At 44.1% G+C, this 18,543-nt stretch carries 13 protein-coding genes; 3 read left to right on the top strand and 10 right to left on the bottom strand.

The features are described 5' to 3' along the window. Positions 1 to 22 precede the first annotated feature (22 nt). Positions 23 to 373: an Hpt domain-containing protein gene (locus AAC006_RS13210; protein WP_208804918.1), complete on the bottom strand. Its 351-nt coding sequence runs from the start codon at positions 371 to 373 to the stop codon at positions 23 to 25. A gap of 352 nt (positions 374 to 725) precedes the next feature. Between AAC006_RS13210 and AAC006_RS13205 the strand changes: the two genes are divergently transcribed. The 3 genes from AAC006_RS13205 to AAC006_RS13195 all read left to right on the top strand — a co-directional run bounded on the left by AAC006_RS13205 (position 726) and on the right by AAC006_RS13195 (position 6,035). After that, positions 726 to 2,834: an EAL domain-containing protein gene (locus AAC006_RS13205; RefSeq protein WP_339891626.1), complete on the top strand. Its 2,109-nt coding sequence runs from the start codon at positions 726 to 728 to the stop codon at positions 2,832 to 2,834. Between the two features lie 126 nt (positions 2,835 to 2,960). Then, positions 2,961 to 3,878 carry a diguanylate cyclase gene (locus AAC006_RS13200; RefSeq protein WP_339891624.1) on the top strand — a complete coding sequence of 306 codons (918 nt, stop codon included), beginning with the start codon at positions 2,961 to 2,963 and terminating at the stop codon, positions 3,876 to 3,878. 144 nt (positions 3,879 to 4,022) lie between these two features. After that, positions 4,023 to 6,035, top strand: a complete 2,013-nt coding sequence (locus tag AAC006_RS13195) for a response regulator (protein ID WP_339891623.1) — start codon at positions 4,023 to 4,025, stop codon at positions 6,033 to 6,035. 44 nt (positions 6,036 to 6,079) lie between these two features. Here AAC006_RS13195 and AAC006_RS13190 read toward each other — a convergent pair whose 3' ends face one another. From AAC006_RS13190 to AAC006_RS13150, 9 genes are all read right to left on the bottom strand, one after another. After that, positions 6,080 to 7,162: a purine nucleoside permease gene (locus AAC006_RS13190; protein WP_339891621.1), complete on the bottom strand. Its 1,083-nt coding sequence runs from the start codon at positions 7,160 to 7,162 to the stop codon at positions 6,080 to 6,082. A gap of 95 nt (positions 7,163 to 7,257) precedes the next feature. Continuing rightward, the gene (locus AAC006_RS13185; protein WP_339891619.1) at positions 7,258 to 9,687 is read right to left on the bottom strand and encodes a TonB-dependent receptor plug domain-containing protein; all 2,430 of its coding nucleotides are present in this window, start codon (positions 9,685 to 9,687) and stop codon (positions 7,258 to 7,260) included. Positions 9,688 to 9,944: 257 nt separating this feature from the next. Beyond that, the gene (locus tag AAC006_RS13180; RefSeq protein ID WP_339891617.1) at positions 9,945 to 11,318 is read right to left on the bottom strand and encodes a nucleobase:cation symporter-2 family protein; all 1,374 of its coding nucleotides are present in this window, start codon (positions 11,316 to 11,318) and stop codon (positions 9,945 to 9,947) included. A gap of 2 nt (positions 11,319 to 11,320) precedes the next feature. After that, positions 11,321 to 12,796 carry an adenosine deaminase gene (locus tag AAC006_RS13175; protein WP_339891615.1) on the bottom strand — a complete coding sequence of 492 codons (1,476 nt, stop codon included), beginning with the start codon at positions 12,794 to 12,796 and terminating at the stop codon, positions 11,321 to 11,323. A 224-nt stretch (positions 12,797 to 13,020) separates the two neighbouring features. Further along, positions 13,021 to 13,386, bottom strand: coding sequence for an AraC family ligand binding domain-containing protein (locus tag AAC006_RS13170; RefSeq protein WP_013784606.1), 366 nt, complete (start codon positions 13,384 to 13,386; stop codon positions 13,021 to 13,023). A gap of 74 nt (positions 13,387 to 13,460) precedes the next feature. After that, a complete protein-coding gene (locus AAC006_RS13165) occupies positions 13,461 to 14,693 on the bottom strand; it encodes an allantoate amidohydrolase (RefSeq protein WP_339891613.1) in 1,233 nt (410 codons plus the stop codon). Next, positions 14,686 to 15,921 (bottom strand): alanine--glyoxylate aminotransferase family protein, encoded by a 1,236-nt coding sequence (locus AAC006_RS13160; protein ID WP_013784604.1) that lies wholly within the window; start codon positions 15,919 to 15,921, stop codon positions 14,686 to 14,688. The genes AAC006_RS13165 and AAC006_RS13160 overlap by 8 nt, the downstream gene beginning before the upstream one ends. Positions 15,922 to 15,930: 9 nt before the next feature. Further along, positions 15,931 to 16,749 (bottom strand): sulfite exporter TauE/SafE family protein, encoded by an 819-nt coding sequence (locus tag AAC006_RS13155; protein ID WP_013784603.1) that lies wholly within the window; start codon positions 16,747 to 16,749, stop codon positions 15,931 to 15,933. Between the two features lie 204 nt (positions 16,750 to 16,953). Continuing rightward, positions 16,954 to 18,531 (bottom strand): gamma-glutamyltransferase, encoded by a 1,578-nt coding sequence (locus AAC006_RS13150; protein WP_013784602.1) that lies wholly within the window; start codon positions 18,529 to 18,531, stop codon positions 16,954 to 16,956. Positions 18,532 to 18,543 lie beyond the last annotated feature (12 nt).

The raw sequence follows: 18,543 nt of genomic DNA, 5'->3' as shown, positions 1-18,543 counted from the left end.
ATAAGCCGCTCATCTCATCTTTCTAGGCGTGGGCGGCAGCCATTTCTGATTTGGTGGCGTCGATTACTGACGCCAACGCGCTAACGTTTACTTCAATTTCATTCCAATCACCTGATGCCGACAATATTTCGATGGATGAGGCTTTCTGGCGCAATGCCTCGGCGCCCACATCACCCGATACACCTTTAATAGCATGGCTGGTAAAGCGAACGTCTTCTAAATTTCTATTTGAAACCGCTGTAGTAAGCGTTAAGTGTTTTTCATCGATTTGATCAATGAACATTTCAACAACACGTTTTAAAAGCGCGTGGTTTCCTGCCAAGCGTTGCAGTGCTTTTTCACGTTGCCAAAGCGACGTACTTTCAAAACTCATAAGTTATTTTTGCCTTGTAAACCAAGTGTGTAGTGAGAACATTTACTGTAGAACGAAAACTGTATATCAAAAAAATTTAAATGTGAACCCAGTTCTAGCGAGATTTCGGCTGTTTTAATGAAGACAGACTTAAGTATTTCTTTATCGCTCTTGTGGCACTTATCGTATAACAACGACTTCTCAGTAGCGCTTTAGGACGTAATCGGTAGTGTAAATGCATCAGCAATTACAATCAGCAAGAACAATGCCGACAACATAAGTGCAGTTGAATGTAGACTAAAGGCTAATAACGAAAAGCATAGCATGGCCGATACTTGATAGAGAAAAAGGTAAATAAGGAGAAACGATAGCTATGGATATGCGAGCGCAAAAAGTGCTTATTGTTGATGACGAACCCGTTAATATCGTCATTATAGAATCTGCTGTAAGTAGTTTAGCGAACGTAATTAGCACCAGCAACAGCTTAGAAGCCCTTCAACTTATTGAAATTCATAAACCTGATTTAATTATTCTTGATATTAGTATGCCTAAGCGCTCAGGGTTCGACATCTGTAGAGCGGTTAAGGCTGATATGAGCTTGCGAGATATACCGATACTTTTTGTGACGTCTTTTATCGATAGTCAGAACGAGCGAAAAGCACTTGAATTGGGTGCAATTGACTTTATTGCTAAGCCTATCGATATAGAAATTTGTAGGATGCGGGTAAAAAATCACCTTTTAATACAACGTCAAAAATCACAGTTATCTATTTACAACGAAAGAATTCTTGAAGAAAAAGAACAATTAAACATTACGCTTAATGCTATCGCTGATGGCGTTATTGCCACCGACGCAGAAGGCGTTGTAACTTTCATTAACCCAGTTGCTCAGCGCTTAACTGGCTTTAATGAATTTCAGGCGTGCGGGCGAATGGTTGATGAAATTATGGATTTACGAGACGCCACGACTAATGCCGGAATGATTAACCCTGCGCTATATACCATGAAGGTTAAGCGGCCTGTTTCTATGGCGTTCAACGTAAAATTAATCAGCAAGCAAGGTAAAGAGTGCAGGGTAGAAGATACCGCTTCACCGATATTAGACACACAAGGGAGAGTTAAAGGCTCAGTCGTTGTATTCCAAGATGTGTCTGAATCGGTGGCGATGGCCGTTCAAATGACCCATGTCGCTAATCACGATCAACTTACTGGCTTACCTAATCGGGTGTTATTGCACGACAAAATTGTTCAGTCTATTAATCGCACCGACAAAGCGCAGCATAGTGTCGCTTTGTTACTTATAGACATTGATAATTTCAAATATTTGAACGATGCGCTAGGCCACAAAGTCGGCGACTCCATTATTCTATCTGTATCGAAACGTCTTCAACATGCATGCGGTTCGTCAGCAACGTTAGCAAGGGTAGGCGGTGATGAGTTTGCGTGTTTATTAACCCATGAAGATAGTGGGTTAAGTGCAGATGAAGTGGCAATGAGCTGTTTACAAAGTGTAAGAGAGCCTATTCATATTGATGGGAAGCATCACCAACTTAGTTTAAGTATTGGTATAAGTTTGTTTCCTCAAGATGCTGCTAGTGCAGAAGAAATGATGCGTCACTCAGACACGGCCATGTATCGCGCGAAAGCCACAGGTAAGGACAAATTCAGCTTCTTCTCAAAAGATTTGAAACTTGCCATGCGCAAGCGGGTTGAAACCGAAATAAAGCTTCGCACAGCCCTTGATAACAATAGCCTGACGGTATTTTTCCAACCTAAATATGATTTGAATTTAAATAAAGTTGTTGGCGCGGAAAGTCTAGTTAGACTAATCGATGAAGATGGCAACATAACGCCACCAGATGAATTCATTCCTTTGTCTGAAGAAACAGGGTTGATACATCGGTTAGGTAAGCAAGTTTTGGTCAAAAGTTGTGAGTTTATTGCTAAATGCGTTGAAGCGAATGAACCGTTTAAAATTGCGGTAAATGTGTCAGCGCAGCAAATAGCGAACCCTTACTTTGCAAAAGAAGTTGAGGAAGTTATTGTGTCGACCGGAATCGATCCAGGGCTATTAGAGTTAGAGGTAACGGAGTCTGCATTGATGGCTGATTTCGATCAAACGCGAAACGTATTACTAGCGCTTTCCTCGTTAGGGCTCTCGTTAGCACTAGATGACTTTGGCACCGGCTACTCAAGCTTGTCTTACTTACGTCAGTTTCCTTTAAACGTACTTAAGATTGATCGATCTTTTATAAAAGACATGGATACCGAACCCCAAGCGCTTGATATAGTGACGGCTATTGTTCGTCTCGGTAATTGCCTTAACATGGTCTTAGTGGCAGAGGGGCTTGAAACCGAATTGCAGTTTCACTCGCTTAGGCAGTTAGGCTGTGAATATGGTCAAGGCTACTACATGTGTAAACCTATATCAGAAGACGAATTTACTGAACGATTTTTGAATCAGGCGTCTATAATGACGTAATGGCAAAGTTTAAAAACCTGAAAAGATGGCAGTTTGTCTTTTTTGGCTTAATATCTTTTAAGTAATGCTGTAATATAACTTTATGCTTTTTTCCCTTCATTCTCTTAAGACAGTCCTGTTAAATTTATGCAGTTAGAACTAAAACCATACTCGGCATGCAAGGTACTCGTGGTCGATGATGAGCCTATTAGCAGAATGCTGCTTACTTCTATACTTGAGCCTTTTGTTAACTGTATTTCTGCGTCAAACGGTGAAGAGGCTATTGACCAATGTGTGATGCACAAGCCTGATCTCATTCTATTAGATATGAATATGCCGGATGTCGACGGCCTTACTGTTTGTCGTACGTTAAAAGACAATGCTGATACCGCCCAGATACCTGTTGTCTTTGTCACCTCTACCATTGACGTAGAAACCGAAAATATGTGTTGGGAAGTGGGAGCCTCTGATTTTGTGCTGAAGCCGGTTACCGCCTCTACACTGGTTCACCGCATAAAAAACCACTTACAAGGTAAGCTACGCACAGAGCTGCTTGAAAGATTGACGTTTCACGATCAGTTAACGGGCTTATACAACCGGCTGTACTTAAGTAATGAAATTCCATTATTAGTAAAACAAGTGGCTCGTGATCATAGCTCGCTCGGCGTCATCATGATGGATATCGATTTCTTCAAGCTTTACAACGATAACTATGGCCATCTTCAAGGTGATATCTGCCTTCAACAAGTAGCAGCCATTATTGGGGAGCATGCGCGCCGTCCCAAAGATGCAGCCATTCGATTTGGCGGTGAAGAGTTTATGCTGGTATTGCCGTATACCGACATGAACGGGGTTAAGAAAGTTGCTGAAGACATTGTGGCTGCAATAAGAAGTGAGAATATCACGCATTATGCGGGCAAGGATGGAAAGCTAAGTATTAGCGCTGGCTATGCTGTAAGGCCTGCTAATGAATTGCAAGACACCGGCATATCTTCACTTATCGAATCAGCTGATATTTTTCTTTTTGAAGCCAAAGAAGCTGGGCGTAATCGCGCAATAGGTTAATCGGCTTCTCCGTTAGAATAATAGCCTATTGTTTAATTTTTTTTCTTTTGTAAAACCACTATTATTGCCTTAATGGAGCAGTGTAAAAGCTGTAGTAGCTCCTCTCTCCCTTAGAGGGCTTCTTGATTTTAATGGCGGTTTGCTATGTCTCAACAATTCGATAGTAAAGAACAGTACCCTATTTCCGTTTCATCAACAGTGCTTAACTTTGAAAAAGTACTTAAATCTGGTTGTGACATATTATCCATGCAGCAAGGCTTACTCTTGCACGTTACGGGTGAGCATATAGACGTTATCGCTAAAGCCGCCGCCTCTCTAGCGCCTAATAAATACCTACTCCCCCCTTTTCCTGTTGATATTGACTCTCTTCCTTCCAGTCAGTTAGAAAGCTGCGCTGAGGTTAAACTATGGGCAAAGCAAAATTTATCGGCGAAAGACTTTATTATTGGCCGTATTCACCGTGTTGGTCACTACCACGTTGTGTTAATACTGGCAAACAGTATAGAAGATGTCGATTTTTCCTACGATAAAGGGAAGTTATCGTTGCTCGATAACTGGCTGGAAAGCGTTTTACAAAAAGAACGTGGAGCAGACGACAATTCACTTAAACATGCCGAGTTATTTGAAAAGCTACAGTCAGTGGCAAATATCGGTGTGTGGGAAGTTGATATCGTTGAAAATGCCCTTTTCTGGTCTTCTCAAACCCGCGTTATCCATGAAGTGCCTCAAAACTACGCCCCAGAGCTTGGCTCTGCTATCGAGTTTTATAAAGAGGGTGCAGATCGTGATGAAATAACAAGGTTAGTTAATCACGCTATAGAAACAGGTGAACCATGGAGCGCTACCTTGCAGATCATAACTGCAAAGGGAAAACCTATATGGATCGAAAATCACGGCATGGCTGAAATGTTTGAAGGCCAATGTGTTCGGTTATTCGGTACGTTTCAAAATGTTGATAAGTCTGTAAAGCTTCGCCTGGAGCTTGAAGCAAGACAGAAAGAAGTAGAAGCGGCCTTTAACGAACGAGGTAATTTGTTATCTCGTATCAGTCACGAACTAAGAACGCCGCTTAATGGTATTACGGGAATGTTACAGGCCATAAAGTTTGAGCAGCGAGTGAATATTCGAGAGCGAAAAACTGATTTGGCGCTGAAAAGCGCCGACCGTTTATTGATGCTTATAGACGATGTTTTAGACTACACAGAAATTTCCAGTGGTGAGCTTGTACTGAAAAAAAATGACTTCTGCGTGCGGGCAATGGCAGAAGAGTTGATTGATGTATTTAAACCCTTGTGCAAAGAAAAAGGCCTTAGGTTATTCGCGGTTCTCTCGTTCCCTGAAAATACCTATATAAATGGTGATGCCAATCGAATAGGGCAGATCATCTCCAAACTATTGCACAACGCCATTAAGTTTACTTCACGAGGTCACATTTCTATACACTTAGCACTTAAAGAAGCGTTCAATTTACCTAATTTGCTAATTTCCATAGAAGACACTGGTGAAGGAATGGATGGGGTAACTAAGGCTTCATTATTCACTCCTTTTATACAAGGGGAAAAGCAATCGGCCGTTAAAGGCAGTGGAACAGGGTTAGGACTGTCTATCGTAAAGCAGTTAGTTGAGAAAATGGATGGCGAGATAGATTTCCGCTCTGAAATGCATGTAGGTACTAACTTTGATATTGTGCTTCCTGTCACCCTGACAGACGCTAAGCATGGGCTACTTGACCACGACGATGCTTTATCATCAAGTTTACTCACTATCCCATTATCTATTCTGGTGGTGGACGATAATGACATTAACCGCATTGTGCTTGCTTCGATGTTGGAAAAATATAACTTTATTGCCGATGAAGCTGAAGACGGTCAAGTGGCAATACAAAAGGCCAGAGAAAAAGACTACGATCTTATCTTCATGGATTGTGCAATGCCGGTGCTCGATGGTGTATCTGCCACAAAAATCATACTTGAAGAAGGATTGATACGCAGTCAAGGTAGTATCGTAGCAGTAACGGCTAATACGTCCGAAGAAGACAGAGAAGCATGTAAAGAGGCGGGAATGTCAGCGTTTTTGTGTAAACCCGTCGATCAACGCAATGTCACCTTAGAGCTTAAGAAAGTATTGCTTAGTAAGTCATTTGCAATACATCAGTGACAGCGGAAGCCCGCTGTCACAAATAGCGTGTAATTGCAGTTTTACTACGGCTTAACAGGTAATTCGTTTTTAACCGTATCCCAGTTTGTCGTAATTTCCTCAATCACCACCGACCCTACAGCATAGGCAGCCTCTACAGCAGACTGAAGTGCCGCGTAGCCTTCGCCAGAGCTTTCTAGTTCTAAGTTCTTAGCTGCCGTTAGCCCTGCTGGCTGCATAGTAAAGTTACTGGCAGTGCGAAGAATAAGAACACGGTCTTTATCAACCAAGTTAGCATTGTCTAGGTAAGTAAGCGCTTGTAGTGTGGCTGAATCTTCCATGCCTGAAGTCACAAAGTTACCCTTGCTTTGCGTCCAGTAGCCCACCCAATCGTTTGCCCAGTCATTAAGTAATTTGCCGTGCCAGAATGTAGATGCCGATAAATGTGACCCCGTCATAACCGTTGGAGCAGTAAGCGCATTAGGGAATCCCGTATAAGTCGCTCGCAGTTTATCCATAGCAGGGGTATTAGGTAGCGCCTTATCTTTAGTAAGATTAAACGCCCACTCTCTTAAACTCGCATTTAAAATATAGACTTCACCGTTAGGCGCTTTTTCGGGGTTTACTGACGCTGCGTTAGCGTAAGGTGAATGAGTGAAAAGCGGGAAGTAACCGGTTTTCCAATCGCTTGGAATTTCACGTGCGTCAATCTGATGGGCTAGGTCACCGTCAACCACATAGTCAGTCCATACGGCAGAGCCAATAGTGCCATCGGCAGGATCCATGCCTGCAATACCGGCTACAAGCCAGTAAGCATGCGTTAAATCGAACCTTGGGTCTAACCCAAGCGCCATTATAGCGGCAGAGGCACGAGCGATACCCATACCCGTTACAATACCTAATACGCCAGTTTCTTCATTAACAAAAATATCATGGTGGGCATGGGGCAGGGCATAGCGTGTTGAAAGCTTTTGGCCTTTTTTCCAAAGTTGGAACTCACCGGGTTTGTCACCTTCGTCTTCACCAATTTCAAACATGGCAACCACAACGGCTTTAATCTCAATAGGGCGAGTATCGGTTGTTTCAGCGCAGTGCCCAGCAGAAGAAAAAAAAGAAAGGGCGAGAATAGCATTAGCGATATAGCGCATTAATAATTGTCCTCTTAGGTATAAAAAAAGGTAAATCTACGAGGGTAGATTTACCTTTATAACGTTTATTATTACAACAGCGTTAAGACAGCGTCTTAAAACTTATAGGCGAACTTCGCGCTCCAATGACGTGGTAATTCAGGTAGTACAACCTGGCTACCAAACAAGTCAGGGAAGTTAGCGCGGAAATAACGCTCATCAGTTAAGTTCTTAACAGTAAAGTTAACAGACCAGTCATCTGCCTGATAAGAAACACCTGCATTCACTAACGTGTATGCTGGAAGCATTACCGAAGCAGAGAAGCCAGAAGCTACTTCTTCAACGTCAACCACACTTAGGTTAGCTGCATAGCCGTTTTGGAAGTCGTAAGTTGCCGTTACTGTGTACACGTTTTCAGGGATACCCGCCTTACGTGCATCAGTGTTAGCAAAACCTTCACCAATTAAGTTCAAGCCAATCACGTTACCGCCAAATACAAGCGATGGATCGGTAAGGCTTGTTAAGTCTTCAGCACCAAGGAAACCAAACTGGTTGCCGTTTTCAAGTGCAGTAAGGTTAATAACCTTAATGTTTGTGTAGCCTGCAGACATTACTAAGTTTTCGTTAACAACCCAACGAAGTTCAAATTCAGTACCTTTGTTATTCGTGGTGTTGTTAGTAACTGTGTTTTGGCTGCTAAAGTCGGTTCTTTCCATTTCAAATGATGAAAGTGCAAAGTAAAGGGTATCGTCTAGCAATGAACCTTTAATACCAAACTCGAAAAGTTCTGAGGTATCGAACGCACCGCTTTCTAATTGGCCAACACCAATTTCAGCACCTTGACCCGCAACAATCGTTGCTTGCTCAGCAGCCGTGATGTAAGGAATTAGGCCAAACGGAAGTTCGTAAGAAATACTGGTATTCCAAGACCAACCGCCTACAGTGTCTTCAGCGTAAACCGGTGTACCTTCATTTCCTTCAATGCGTGCACTAGGTAACAATAAATCTTGGCGAGATGTCGTTTCAATATCAATCGTATCGTAGCGAACACCAAGTACAAGGTTTAAGCCCCAATCCCAAGTAAGGTCGGTCATGGCGCCAATACCTAAATCAAGGTAGTTACCTTCATCGTAGTTATCGTAGTTCATACCAGAGCGAGTAGATAGCAAGCGTCTATCAAGCGCCGAAGAAGGCATTGTTAAATCACGACGGTTAAAGTACTCGTACGTAAAGTCATCACCGTGTAAAAAGTCGGTGTAACGAATTGACGGTGAAATTTGAAATTGTGCTAACAAGCTATCGTTTTCGTACTCTGTCGCGAAAACAATCTTATCTTCAATTACCCAGCTATCGTGGAATTGCGAGAAGCCGTACGCATTTTCGTTGATGTTATCGTATGAATCGTAGAAGAACTGGTTACGAATTTCCCAGTTGTCTGCGTAATAAATAGTATCGAAGTAGAAAGTAATCGCTTCGTTACCCAATTGGTCATCTGGCGCAACCAATACTTGGCTACCGCTTAGGGTAGTCGTACCTACGTTTTCAAGTGCCATTAGGGCAGTCGCTTCATCATCGGTAAATGCAGCACCAGGCACGTAGAAGAAGCTGTTACCCGCAATGTTTACGGCGCCATATTCTTCGTGACTAATTGAGCCGTCGCCGTCTGTATCAAGCGGCTGTGCAGTACCTGTAATATACGTACCGTCGTCAATTAGCTCTTGTGTTAAACGGTTCCAACCAGCAACTTGGTTACCATCGTAATCGTGGTACATACCACCAAATTCAACACGTAGGTTATCAGTAATATCTATGTTGAAAGCGGCTTGTAAAATAGTTTGGTCAGTCTGTGTGTTCTCGTAGTAACTATCTGAGTTTTCAACTTCACCGTACAGGTAGTAACCTACTGTTTTGTCGCCAACCTGCGCTGGACCACCCACTTCGGCAGTAAGTACGCTCTTATCCCAAGAACCCGTAGTATAAGAAATTGCGCCTTCTGGCTTTTCTAAATACTGACCCGATGAAGCACGAGCAGATTTAGGGTTAAAGTTTAAGTAACCACCAATTTTAGACGGGCCATAAATAGGAGAAGCAGGACCACGAACAATATCAATTCGGCTAGAAGCACCAATTGGGGTAGGGTAGTTACCCGGGTTATCTAGGCGTTTAACACCACGGAAGTAAGTTTCACCAGGTGTACCACGTACATCAAGTGAACCTGCTACACCAAAGAATGACTGGGTAAATGTACCAGGTGCAAATGCCACTAGTTCATCAATATCCGAAACGTTAAAACGCTCCATTTGTTCTTGAGAAATCGTTGATGCAGAACGCGGTGTTTCAAGAATTGATTTTCCAAAACCAAAAACTGATTCAACATCTTGACCAGGCAAACTGCCCAGAGAGCCTGTTACTTCAATTTTTTCAACGTCAGCGTCTTTCGGCGCAGATTCAGCCTCTTGTGCAAGTGCGATTGAAGGCACTGACAACGTCAGACCGAATGCTAGCGCACGGGCTAGTGGGTTAAGCTTGAATGTAGTGTTAATCATGGTTTCCTCTATTTTTAATAACCTTTTAAAAGGCTTTTTATACTTTTTTATTTTTCTGTATGGGTAAAAGCACAATGAGTGCCAGCTTCTTGTCCAGTTGGTCAGGAAATTAAATAAATTTAAATTAATGATTTTATTGAACTTTTTTCTAGGCTAGAAAAGTGATGATGTTATCAAAATGTGAAGCAGAACAATGCTGATGGCTCTCTGCACCAGCATTGTGATATTTGCCCTATATGTTGCACCAATTTCGTTCTTTACACTTCACTCTGAGTCTCAGAGGTGACTTCCGCTGTTTCTTGCGGTGCACGTGGTAAGGAAAGATCTAAAATGATAGCGGTTAAGCCCGCAGAGGTAACCGGGGAAAGTAAAACGTTTTCAAGCCAAGTAGGTAATTGAGATAATGCGCTGGGCACCATCATTACACCAATGCTCATCCCTAACGCACACGCGGTGATTAAGCTGCTTCTTCTATCTAGCGCGTAGCTGGCAAGTAGCTTTAGACCACCCACTGCTACCATGGCAAACATAACCAACGTTGCCCCGCCCAACACCGGCTTAGGTATAGCTTGTAGTACACCGCCAACAGCAGGGAACAAGCCAACAAATACAAACATGCCCGCCACGAAGAAACCTACTTTTCTACTTGCAATACCAGTTAGCTGAATAACGCCGTTGTTTTGGCCAAAGGTGGTATTCGGAAACGTGTTAAAGGCGCCCGCAATCATAGAATTAAGTCCGTCACCTAAAATGCCACCTTTAATACGCGATAAGTAAAGTGGGCCAGACACAGGTTCTTTGCAAAACAAGCTATTCGCGGTTAAATCGCCTGCGGTTTCAATTGCAGTAAATAAGTAGATAAGTGCGATAGGTAAAAACAAGGTAATGTCGAAGCTAATACCAAACGCAAAAGGCTGGGGAACCGCAATAGCGGGTAAATCATTTAAGTGGGAAAAGTCTAATCCTTTGGTGACCCACACATAGGCGGTACCCAAGGTCATGCCTATAAAAATAGCCGATAGTCGTACCCAGTGATTATTCGACGCGTTCAAAAATACAATAATAAGTAAAACGCTTACTCCTAAGCCTAAATTATCTAAGCTCGCGAATGACTCAGCATTAAATCCACCGGCTAAATCTGTCATTCCAACATTAATCAGTGATAAGCCAATGGCAGTAATAACAATGCCAGTAGTCAATGGTGTGATAATGCGTTTAAGTTGCGTAACAAATAAACTAAACACCACCTCAACCAAGGCGCCCGCTAATGTAAGGCCAAAAAGAAGGGATAAAATTTCTTCGCTACTGCCACCTTCATTTTTTACCTTCATGCCAGCTAAAAGCAACGCGCTAATAAACGCAAAGCTGGTGCCCTGAATGGCCACCAAGCCACTGCCCACTGGGCCAAATTTTTTAGTTTGAATAAAGGTGCCCACACCACTAACAAAAAGCGCCATGCAAATGAGGTAGGCAGTGTGTTCTGTAAGCCCTAAGGTGGCAGAGATAATTAATGTAGGCGTTATCACGCCAATAAAGCTCGCCAGCATGTGCTGAAACGCAGCGGTTAAGCATGCTACCGCATTTGGTTTGTCGTGCAGGCTATAGAGTAAATCTTGATGTTGTTCTTGCATGATTAATCCCTATTGCCGCTGCACAGTTCGTTTTCAAATTTACAGATGAATGCACGAAACATTGGGGGAGAGGTAGGCACCGTATCTGATGCCACTTGAGTTTCAAATTCAGCAACACGTTGATGAAATAAAGTAAGTTGCTGGGCTTTCACATTCGGTTGTAAAAAGCTGTACTGCAAACTGTTGGTGCTTAATGTGAGTACTTCTTCCCAACTTAAGTTGAATTCGGTTACCGCGACATAAAACTCATCGGTTAATGTGGAGTCGAACATGCCTCTGTCATCGGTAGATAGCGCGGTAGGGATACCTGTTCGCAAATATTCTGGAAAGGGGTGGGTATCGTAGCTGGGAATGTATTCAAGCAGTAAGTTGGAAATAAGGTTAATTTCGATAAGGTACTGGCTGTTTCTCATTAGCAATAGCGTATCTGGGTCGAAAATGGTATTTAACCCGTGCCCAATGCGCTCTGCACCAAGCAATAAGGTGTCTCGCACATTTGAATCGGCGGTTTCTGACTCACCAGCGTGAAAGGCCAATGAAACTTTAGGGTATGTAGCACGAAGCTTACGAAGTATTGATGCAAACCGTTTCGGTTGCCCGTTTATATCATCTTCTCTGCCTACTAAATTAATGCCCACGTATAATTCTCTGTGGCTATCTACAAAGTCATAAATCCATGCTAGTTGTGCTTCTGCGTCGGGTAAAAAGCGCACAACAGCATATTGAAAACGAACAGTAACTTGCGTGGCTTGTGCCTCGTCACTGGCAAGCATGTCGGTATAAATGGCTAAGGCTTCGTCGGGCGTATAAGTGCTTCCATCTGGTTTTTTTGTATAGCGAACATTTACCTGGGTTTCCAAATATTGCAGATTTTCCTTTTGGTAAGCTTGCATGTTACGTAGCAATATTTTTGACACTAACGTGGGGTTTGCGGTCAGTTCGTTTAACCGTTGCCAATGGGTAGAAAAGAATTCTTCTCGTCCTTCCGACGCCGTATGTAAGCGAATACTATCCATAAACTCGCGTTTTAAATTGTTATCAAGCAAGCCTAATTCAGTGTAATTTTTCTGAATGCACTGAGGTAATTTAGCCCATGTCGTTTCGCTGATGGTATGAAAGCGTAAGGCACTTTGTGGGTCTGAAGGGCATGGTTTGATACTTACCTGAGTGTAATAGGTATACCCCCCATTTTTTGTAGGATCGGCCGCCAGTTCGTACCACCATTCACTAAACCCTGAACCTGACAAATGATGATGTAAATCACCGCCTTTTGGCATGGCGTGTAAAAATTGATACATCTGGCGTGGTGTCGCTGTTTTTTTGAAAGCTTCAAACCACAACGGCATAGAAAAGGGAGTAGAAGTAGAAGATGAAGAATTGGCTACGGCACTGGGTGCGGCAACACTTTTATAAGCAAAACTGGTAAGAGAGATAAATACAACAAGATAGAAAGGCAAAAAGGTAAGTCGCAAACGCATGAGTACTACAGCAGTATTAAAATTATAATGCGAGTTTTTGCAAGAAGCTGACCACTTAGTCTATGGTCTATAAGAAGGTTAACTCAATGATTAACCGCTATTTTTATTTAGAAGAAAGGTGGAAAGGAACGAGTTCTAAAGATATGTCGCACCAAGTTGGTGCTCTAAAACGAAAAGCGCGCCAATATGACGCGCTCAAATTAACAGCAAGACGATGAAAGTAATTAAAATTCAACACCTTCATCTAGCGTAACAAAGATGGAGTGACGCACTTCGTTGTACATGGCTTTTGAGCAGTGACCTTCACCTTCCGTATCTTCTAGCAAGATAACATCACCAGAACCAAATACATGGCGTTCACCGTTAGAAACCGTAAACTCTGCGCGGCCTTTTAAGATAAACAGAAGTTGGCGTGCTGGCGCAGGGTGCCATTTAAAGTCATAGTCTGCTGGCGTTTCCCTAAAGATGATTTTATCGGCGCCAAACTTTTCTGATAACAGTCCAATAGGCCCGCCATCTTTCAGTGGAATATCAATTTCTCCAAAGTGGCTCTTGCCTTCATCGTCGTTATATATCCTTGCTATCTTCATCTTACTCATACCTGTTTCTTATCATTTAACGAATAATGCTTAAACGTGAACCTTGCGTAGGCTAGAACTAAGTTTTAGTACTTTAACGTGCGAAGACTATGGTGCATTATCGCTAAACTCGCGGCAACATCGTCTGTGGTGATAGACTCAGCCGGATGGTGACTAATGCCACCCTTACAGCGTGTGAATAACATAGCAACAGGGCATATTTCAGCCATTGCCATTGCATCATGCCCTGCACCCGAGGCCAGTACTTTGGGTACTATGCCTGCTTCAGTTACACCTTTAAGCAATGTATTTTGTAGGGCACTATCACAATGAACCGCTGGCGCACTGTGTGTTTGCTCTATCTTCAATTCCACATTGCGTAACACGGCAATGTCGTTGATTTTTTGCAAAATCTCTGCCAATGCGGCATCTCTCAATGGGTCTTCTTCACTGCGAATATCTAAAGAGAACTGGCATCGGCCAGAAATCACATTCACGCCATTGGGCGCGTTCTCAATTTTACCCACGGTAGCCACAACACCTGGACGCTGTTGACTAATAGACTCTACCGCTAAAATCATTTCGGCGCTGGCGCATAAGGCGTCGTGGCGCATCGACATAGGCACAGTTCCCGCGTGTCCTGCCATGCCGGTAACCGTTAATGAAAAGCGTTTCGCACCAGCAATAGCATTTACTACACCTACAGGTAAGTTCTCTTGCTCTAACACTGGGCCTTGCTCAATATGCAGTTCTAAGTAACCCAGCAAGTCAGTTTGTGCAATGGTGGCGCTGTTAATAGCATCAAAATCCAGCCCAAAGTTTTTCATCGCATCTTCTAGGGAAATGCCATCTTCGTCTTTTAGCCTGCGCCATTCGTCTTGCCACTTGCCTGTTAACGCACGGCTACCTAATAGGGTAGTACCAAAACGGGTGCCTTCTTCGTCACAAAAGCCAACAATATCAATGTGAAAAGGAAACTGTCGACCTTCGCCGCTGAACATGGCCATGAGCGTTACCGGTGCAACTACACCTAACATGCCGTCGTATTTACCGCCATTTGGCACCGTGTCTAAATGACTGCCAATAATTAAGCGAGGTGCATTGGGTACGGCTGATGTATAGCGGCCCCAAATGTTACCTACGCTGTCTTGCCAGGTTGTCATACCGGCTTCTATCATCCAGCCGGACGTTAGCTGATTGGCCAGTTTGTGTTGTTCGGTTAAATAGCGCCTGTCTAAACAGCTTGGGTTTTGGCTTAGTGAACCTAGTGCTTCACAGCGCGCCATTACTAGCGCGGCCGCATCAGAAAATTCAGACATTCATGGCTCCCGAATACACAGCAAGTGCAGCGTCTACGCCAGCACCAGCCGGTAGCGACATACCTTGCTTGCGTAATACGGTTTCTAGCGACTGAAGGGTATGCAACACCGCATCTTGGCGCGCGTTATAACCCATGGTGCCTATTCGCCAAATTTTCCCTTTAAGGGGGCCAAAGCTGGTGCCAATTTCAATGTTGAAACGCAGTAGCAGGTCTTCACGTACTTGTTCGCCGTGTACGCCATCAGGAATAACCACGCCCACAACGTTACTCATTTTGTTGGCAAGGTCGCCAAATGGCGTTAGGCCAAGGGCTTGAACACCCGCTAGCATGGCATCGCCAGCCACTTTATGGCGTGCAATAACATTTTGCTGGCCTTCTTCAAGGTGCAAAATAGCGCATTCACGGGCGCAATAAAGCATGGTTGCGGCTTCGGTATGGTGATTTAAGCGTTCGTCACCCCAGTAATCCATGATCATGCCAAGGTCGAAATAGTTAGACCGAATTTTCGGGCCGCGGGCACTTTCATGATGTGCATCACGAATACCAGCTTCAACGTGATGGCGAGTACGCACCACATCAACAAACTTTTGGCTCATGGTAATGGGCGCACTGCCTGAAGGGCCGCCTAAGCATTTCTGCAAACCCACTGACACTGCATCTAGCTTCCACTTGTCTACTTCTAACGGGTTACCCCCTACCGATGCGGTGGCATCGCAATAGAACAACACGTCGTTGGCTTCACAAATAGCGCCAATGTCTTCAAGAGGTTGAAACATAGTGGTAGACGTATCGCCTTGTACTATGGCTAATAGTTTAGGCTGTACTTTCTTAATGGCCGCTTCTATTTGCTCGGGTTTAAATACTTCACCCCACGGCACTTCAATAGTGTGAACTTCTGCATCGGCGCGCTCTGCAATTTCAGCCAATAGGTGGCCAAAACGCCCGAAGATAGGCACTAGCACCTTATCGCCAGGTTCAATAGCCGACACTAACACCGCTTCAATACCTGCCCGCGACGTACCATCAATCAACATGGTTTGTTGGTTTTTGGTATTAAATAGCGTGCGGTACAGCGCCATGGTTTCGTTCATGTAGCCTGTCATTACAGGGTCGTATTGGCCTACTAGCTGAGTAGACATGGCCGACAATACACGCGGATAACAGTTAATAGGGCCTGGGCCCATTAAAAGGCGTGGTGGAGGTGTTAATGGTGCAAAACCAGTCATAATAGGCTCCTAGATAAACACCTGCGCAAGCATGCGCAGGCCAGTAATAATGAGAACAACAGCAAAAATTTTCTTAAGCAGACCAGCATCTAACTTGTTGGCGATGCTTGCACCAATTGGCGCAAAAATTACCGTTAGCGGCACAATGCACGCGAAACCAAGTAGGTTAACGTAACCGTAGGTAGCAAACGGCGCATCAACAGGCGTAGTGCCTACGAATAAAAGAGTAATAGCGGCAGGCAGCGAAATAATTAGGCCAACAGCGGCTGCTGTACCTACTGCTCTGTGCGCTGGGTAATTACAAAAGGTAAGTGTAGGGACGGTAAGCGTGCCGCCACCAATGCCAACCATGGAACTAAAAAAGCCGATACACGCTGCCATAATAGACTGTCCAACACGACCTGGTAGGCCGTTAAACAAGGCATCTTTTTTACCAACTAGCATGTTAATAGCAGATAACGTGGCAATAACACCAAACATCAACGTTAGAAAGTTAGCGTCCAGTACCGTGACTAAGTAACTACCTGCTAATACACCAATTAAGATAAACACTGCCCAAGCCTTAAGTAGGGCAAAGTCTACGTTGCCTTTGCTATGGTGAGCGCGAATAGAGCTAATAGACGTAGGTACAATAGTGGCTAGCGATGTTGCAGTTGCAATCACCATGGCGCTTTCAGCCGATACCCCTAGTGCTTGAAATAAGAAAAACAGGACCGGCACTATAACAATACCGCCGCCTACACCTAATAGGCCAGCCAATAATCCGGCGAACACGCCTGTACCAATTAACGATAAAATTACCGTCATGTTATCGAGTAAAAACTGCATAAATTAAAGATCTCGTTGTGAATGTGTGCTTGCTAAAACATGTATGCCCAATGAAATTATGGCGGGTTGCTCTGGCTTATCTTAAAAGGGGTGGACGTCCTTTAAAAACAAGCCAAAAGCAACACACCGATAAAGCGGCTTGGGGTAATGTTGCTGCTAGATGTTATCGTTTGATTAAACCTAGAATTTAGATTTTTCGCGGCGTTACACCTTATCAGTGAACGCTTTACCGTCGCTTCGCGGGTCGCTTGCTGCGCTTACTGTGCCTGTTGGCGCGCGAATAACCGCGCCAGCGTGGCCCATCAATTCGTTACAAGGGTCGACAGTCACCATGTCGTGACCTCGGGCAATAAGGCTTTCGCCTACATACTCGGCTAAGTCACGCTCGGCTTTTAAGTTGTTACTTTCATCACCCCAAGTACGGCCTAATAACCAGCGGCCTAGGGCAATGGCTTTATCAATAGGTTGGTTGTGATAAATATGGCGGGCAAATAAAGCCGCTTGTGTTTGTGGCTGACCTTCACCGCCCATGGTGCCGTAACTCATGCGTCGCCCATCGGCTAAATCGGCAAACGCAGGGTTAAGCGTATGAAACGGTTTCAACCCCGGCTTTAGGTATTGGTTGCTATTTGGATCTAACGAGAACGAAGTACCTCGGTTATTCCATACAATGCCGGTTTGTGGGCTAACAATGCCTGAACCAAATTCCCAGTAAAGCGATTGAATGTAACTTACCATTCGGCCTTCGCTGTCACACGCACCCATCCAAATGGTATCGCCAGGTTTCGCCACGTGCGGCCATGGCTGTGCTTTTTCTACCGAAATGTGTTTAACCATTTCATCTAACGATTCATCAGTTAATAAGCTAGACAAATCAACAGGCGTGCGTGATGGGTCGGTAACGTTCGCATTTCGTGCAATAAACGCTTGTTTGGTGCATTCAATTAATAAGTGCACCATATCTGCATCGGTAGAACCTAAGTGCTGTACTTTGTCGTACAGCGCTAAAATAATTAACGACGCCACACCTTGGGTAGGCGCAGGCAAGTTATACAAGGTGCCTTTGCTGGTCGTAACCGAAAGCGGCTCGACAATTTGTGCTTTGTATTGGTTAAAGTCTTCAATACGAATAGGTGAGCCAGCGGCTTCCAAGTCGGTAGCCAGTTTGCTAGCGAGTTCGCCATGATAAAAGTCATCAAGCCCTGCTTTCGCTAAGTGGCTAAGTGTTTTAGACAAGGCCGTCAGTTTAAGAATTTTGCCTTTTTTAAGTGCTTTGCCCTTAATTAAGAACTGATCAAAATTTGGGTCGCCGGCTAAATCGTCAAAGGTTTTATTACTGGCGTCTACTAAGCTTTGCGTAACTTCGATACCCCAATTAGCCTGGCTAATGGCGGTATCAAACAACGTATTAAGCGATAGGCCGTCTTGCCACTGGTGGCTTATTTTTAATGCTTCATTCCAACCAGCAACAGCACCGGCCATAGTTAAGGCTGATTTTCCGCCTCGGCTAGGAATGGCACTTTCGTCTTTATAAAATTCAGGTGTAGCACCTAATGCGGCAACGCCCGAAGCATCAATGCCAATAGGGGCTTTGCCAGGTTCACTAATTAGCCAAAACCCATCGCCACCCATGCCATTCATGTGAGGGTATTCAACGGCAATAGACGCAGCGGCGGCCACCATTGCTTCAATCGCGGTGCCGCCTTTTTCTAAAATATTCAAACCCACTTGCGATGCCGCAAAGTGAGGGGCTGTAAAGCCGACGTTATGCTTTTCACTCATTGTCTTTTTTTA

The organism is uncultured Alteromonas sp. (assembly GCF_963976965.1).
Lineage (GTDB): Bacteria > Pseudomonadota > Gammaproteobacteria > Enterobacterales > Alteromonadaceae > Alteromonas > Alteromonas naphthalenivorans.
Note: the sequence above shows the minus strand (reverse complement) of the source record. Positions and strands in the feature narration are given on the sequence as shown.

Coding starts and splice junctions, on each gene's coding strand:
- AAC006_RS13195 (WP_339891623.1), top strand. CDS start 4,023: ATGTCTCAACAATTCGATAGTAAAGAACAGTACCCTATTTCCGTTTCA.
- AAC006_RS13185 (WP_339891619.1), bottom strand. CDS start 9,687: ATGATTAACACTACATTCAAGCTTAACCCACTAGCCCGTGCGCTAGCA.
- AAC006_RS13165 (WP_339891613.1), bottom strand. CDS start 14,693: ATGTCTGAATTTTCTGATGCGGCCGCGCTAGTAATGGCGCGCTGTGAA.
- AAC006_RS13150 (WP_013784602.1), bottom strand. CDS start 18,531: ATGAGTGAAAAGCATAACGTCGGCTTTACAGCCCCTCACTTTGCGGCA.
- AAC006_RS13180 (WP_339891617.1), bottom strand. CDS start 11,318: ATGCAAGAACAACATCAAGATTTACTCTATAGCCTGCACGACAAACCA.
- AAC006_RS13170 (WP_013784606.1), bottom strand. CDS start 13,386: ATGAAGATAGCAAGGATATATAACGACGATGAAGGCAAGAGCCACTTT.
- AAC006_RS13190 (WP_339891621.1), bottom strand. CDS start 7,162: ATGCGCTATATCGCTAATGCTATTCTCGCCCTTTCTTTTTTTTCTTCT.
- AAC006_RS13175 (WP_339891615.1), bottom strand. CDS start 12,796: ATGCGTTTGCGACTTACCTTTTTGCCTTTCTATCTTGTTGTATTTATC.
- AAC006_RS13210 (WP_208804918.1), bottom strand. CDS start 373: ATGAGTTTTGAAAGTACGTCGCTTTGGCAACGTGAAAAAGCACTGCAA.
- AAC006_RS13200 (WP_339891624.1), top strand. CDS start 2,961: ATGCAGTTAGAACTAAAACCATACTCGGCATGCAAGGTACTCGTGGTC.
- AAC006_RS13155 (WP_013784603.1), bottom strand. CDS start 16,749: ATGCAGTTTTTACTCGATAACATGACGGTAATTTTATCGTTAATTGGT.
- AAC006_RS13160 (WP_013784604.1), bottom strand. CDS start 15,921: ATGACTGGTTTTGCACCATTAACACCTCCACCACGCCTTTTAATGGGC.
- AAC006_RS13205 (WP_339891626.1), top strand. CDS start 726: ATGGATATGCGAGCGCAAAAAGTGCTTATTGTTGATGACGAACCCGTT.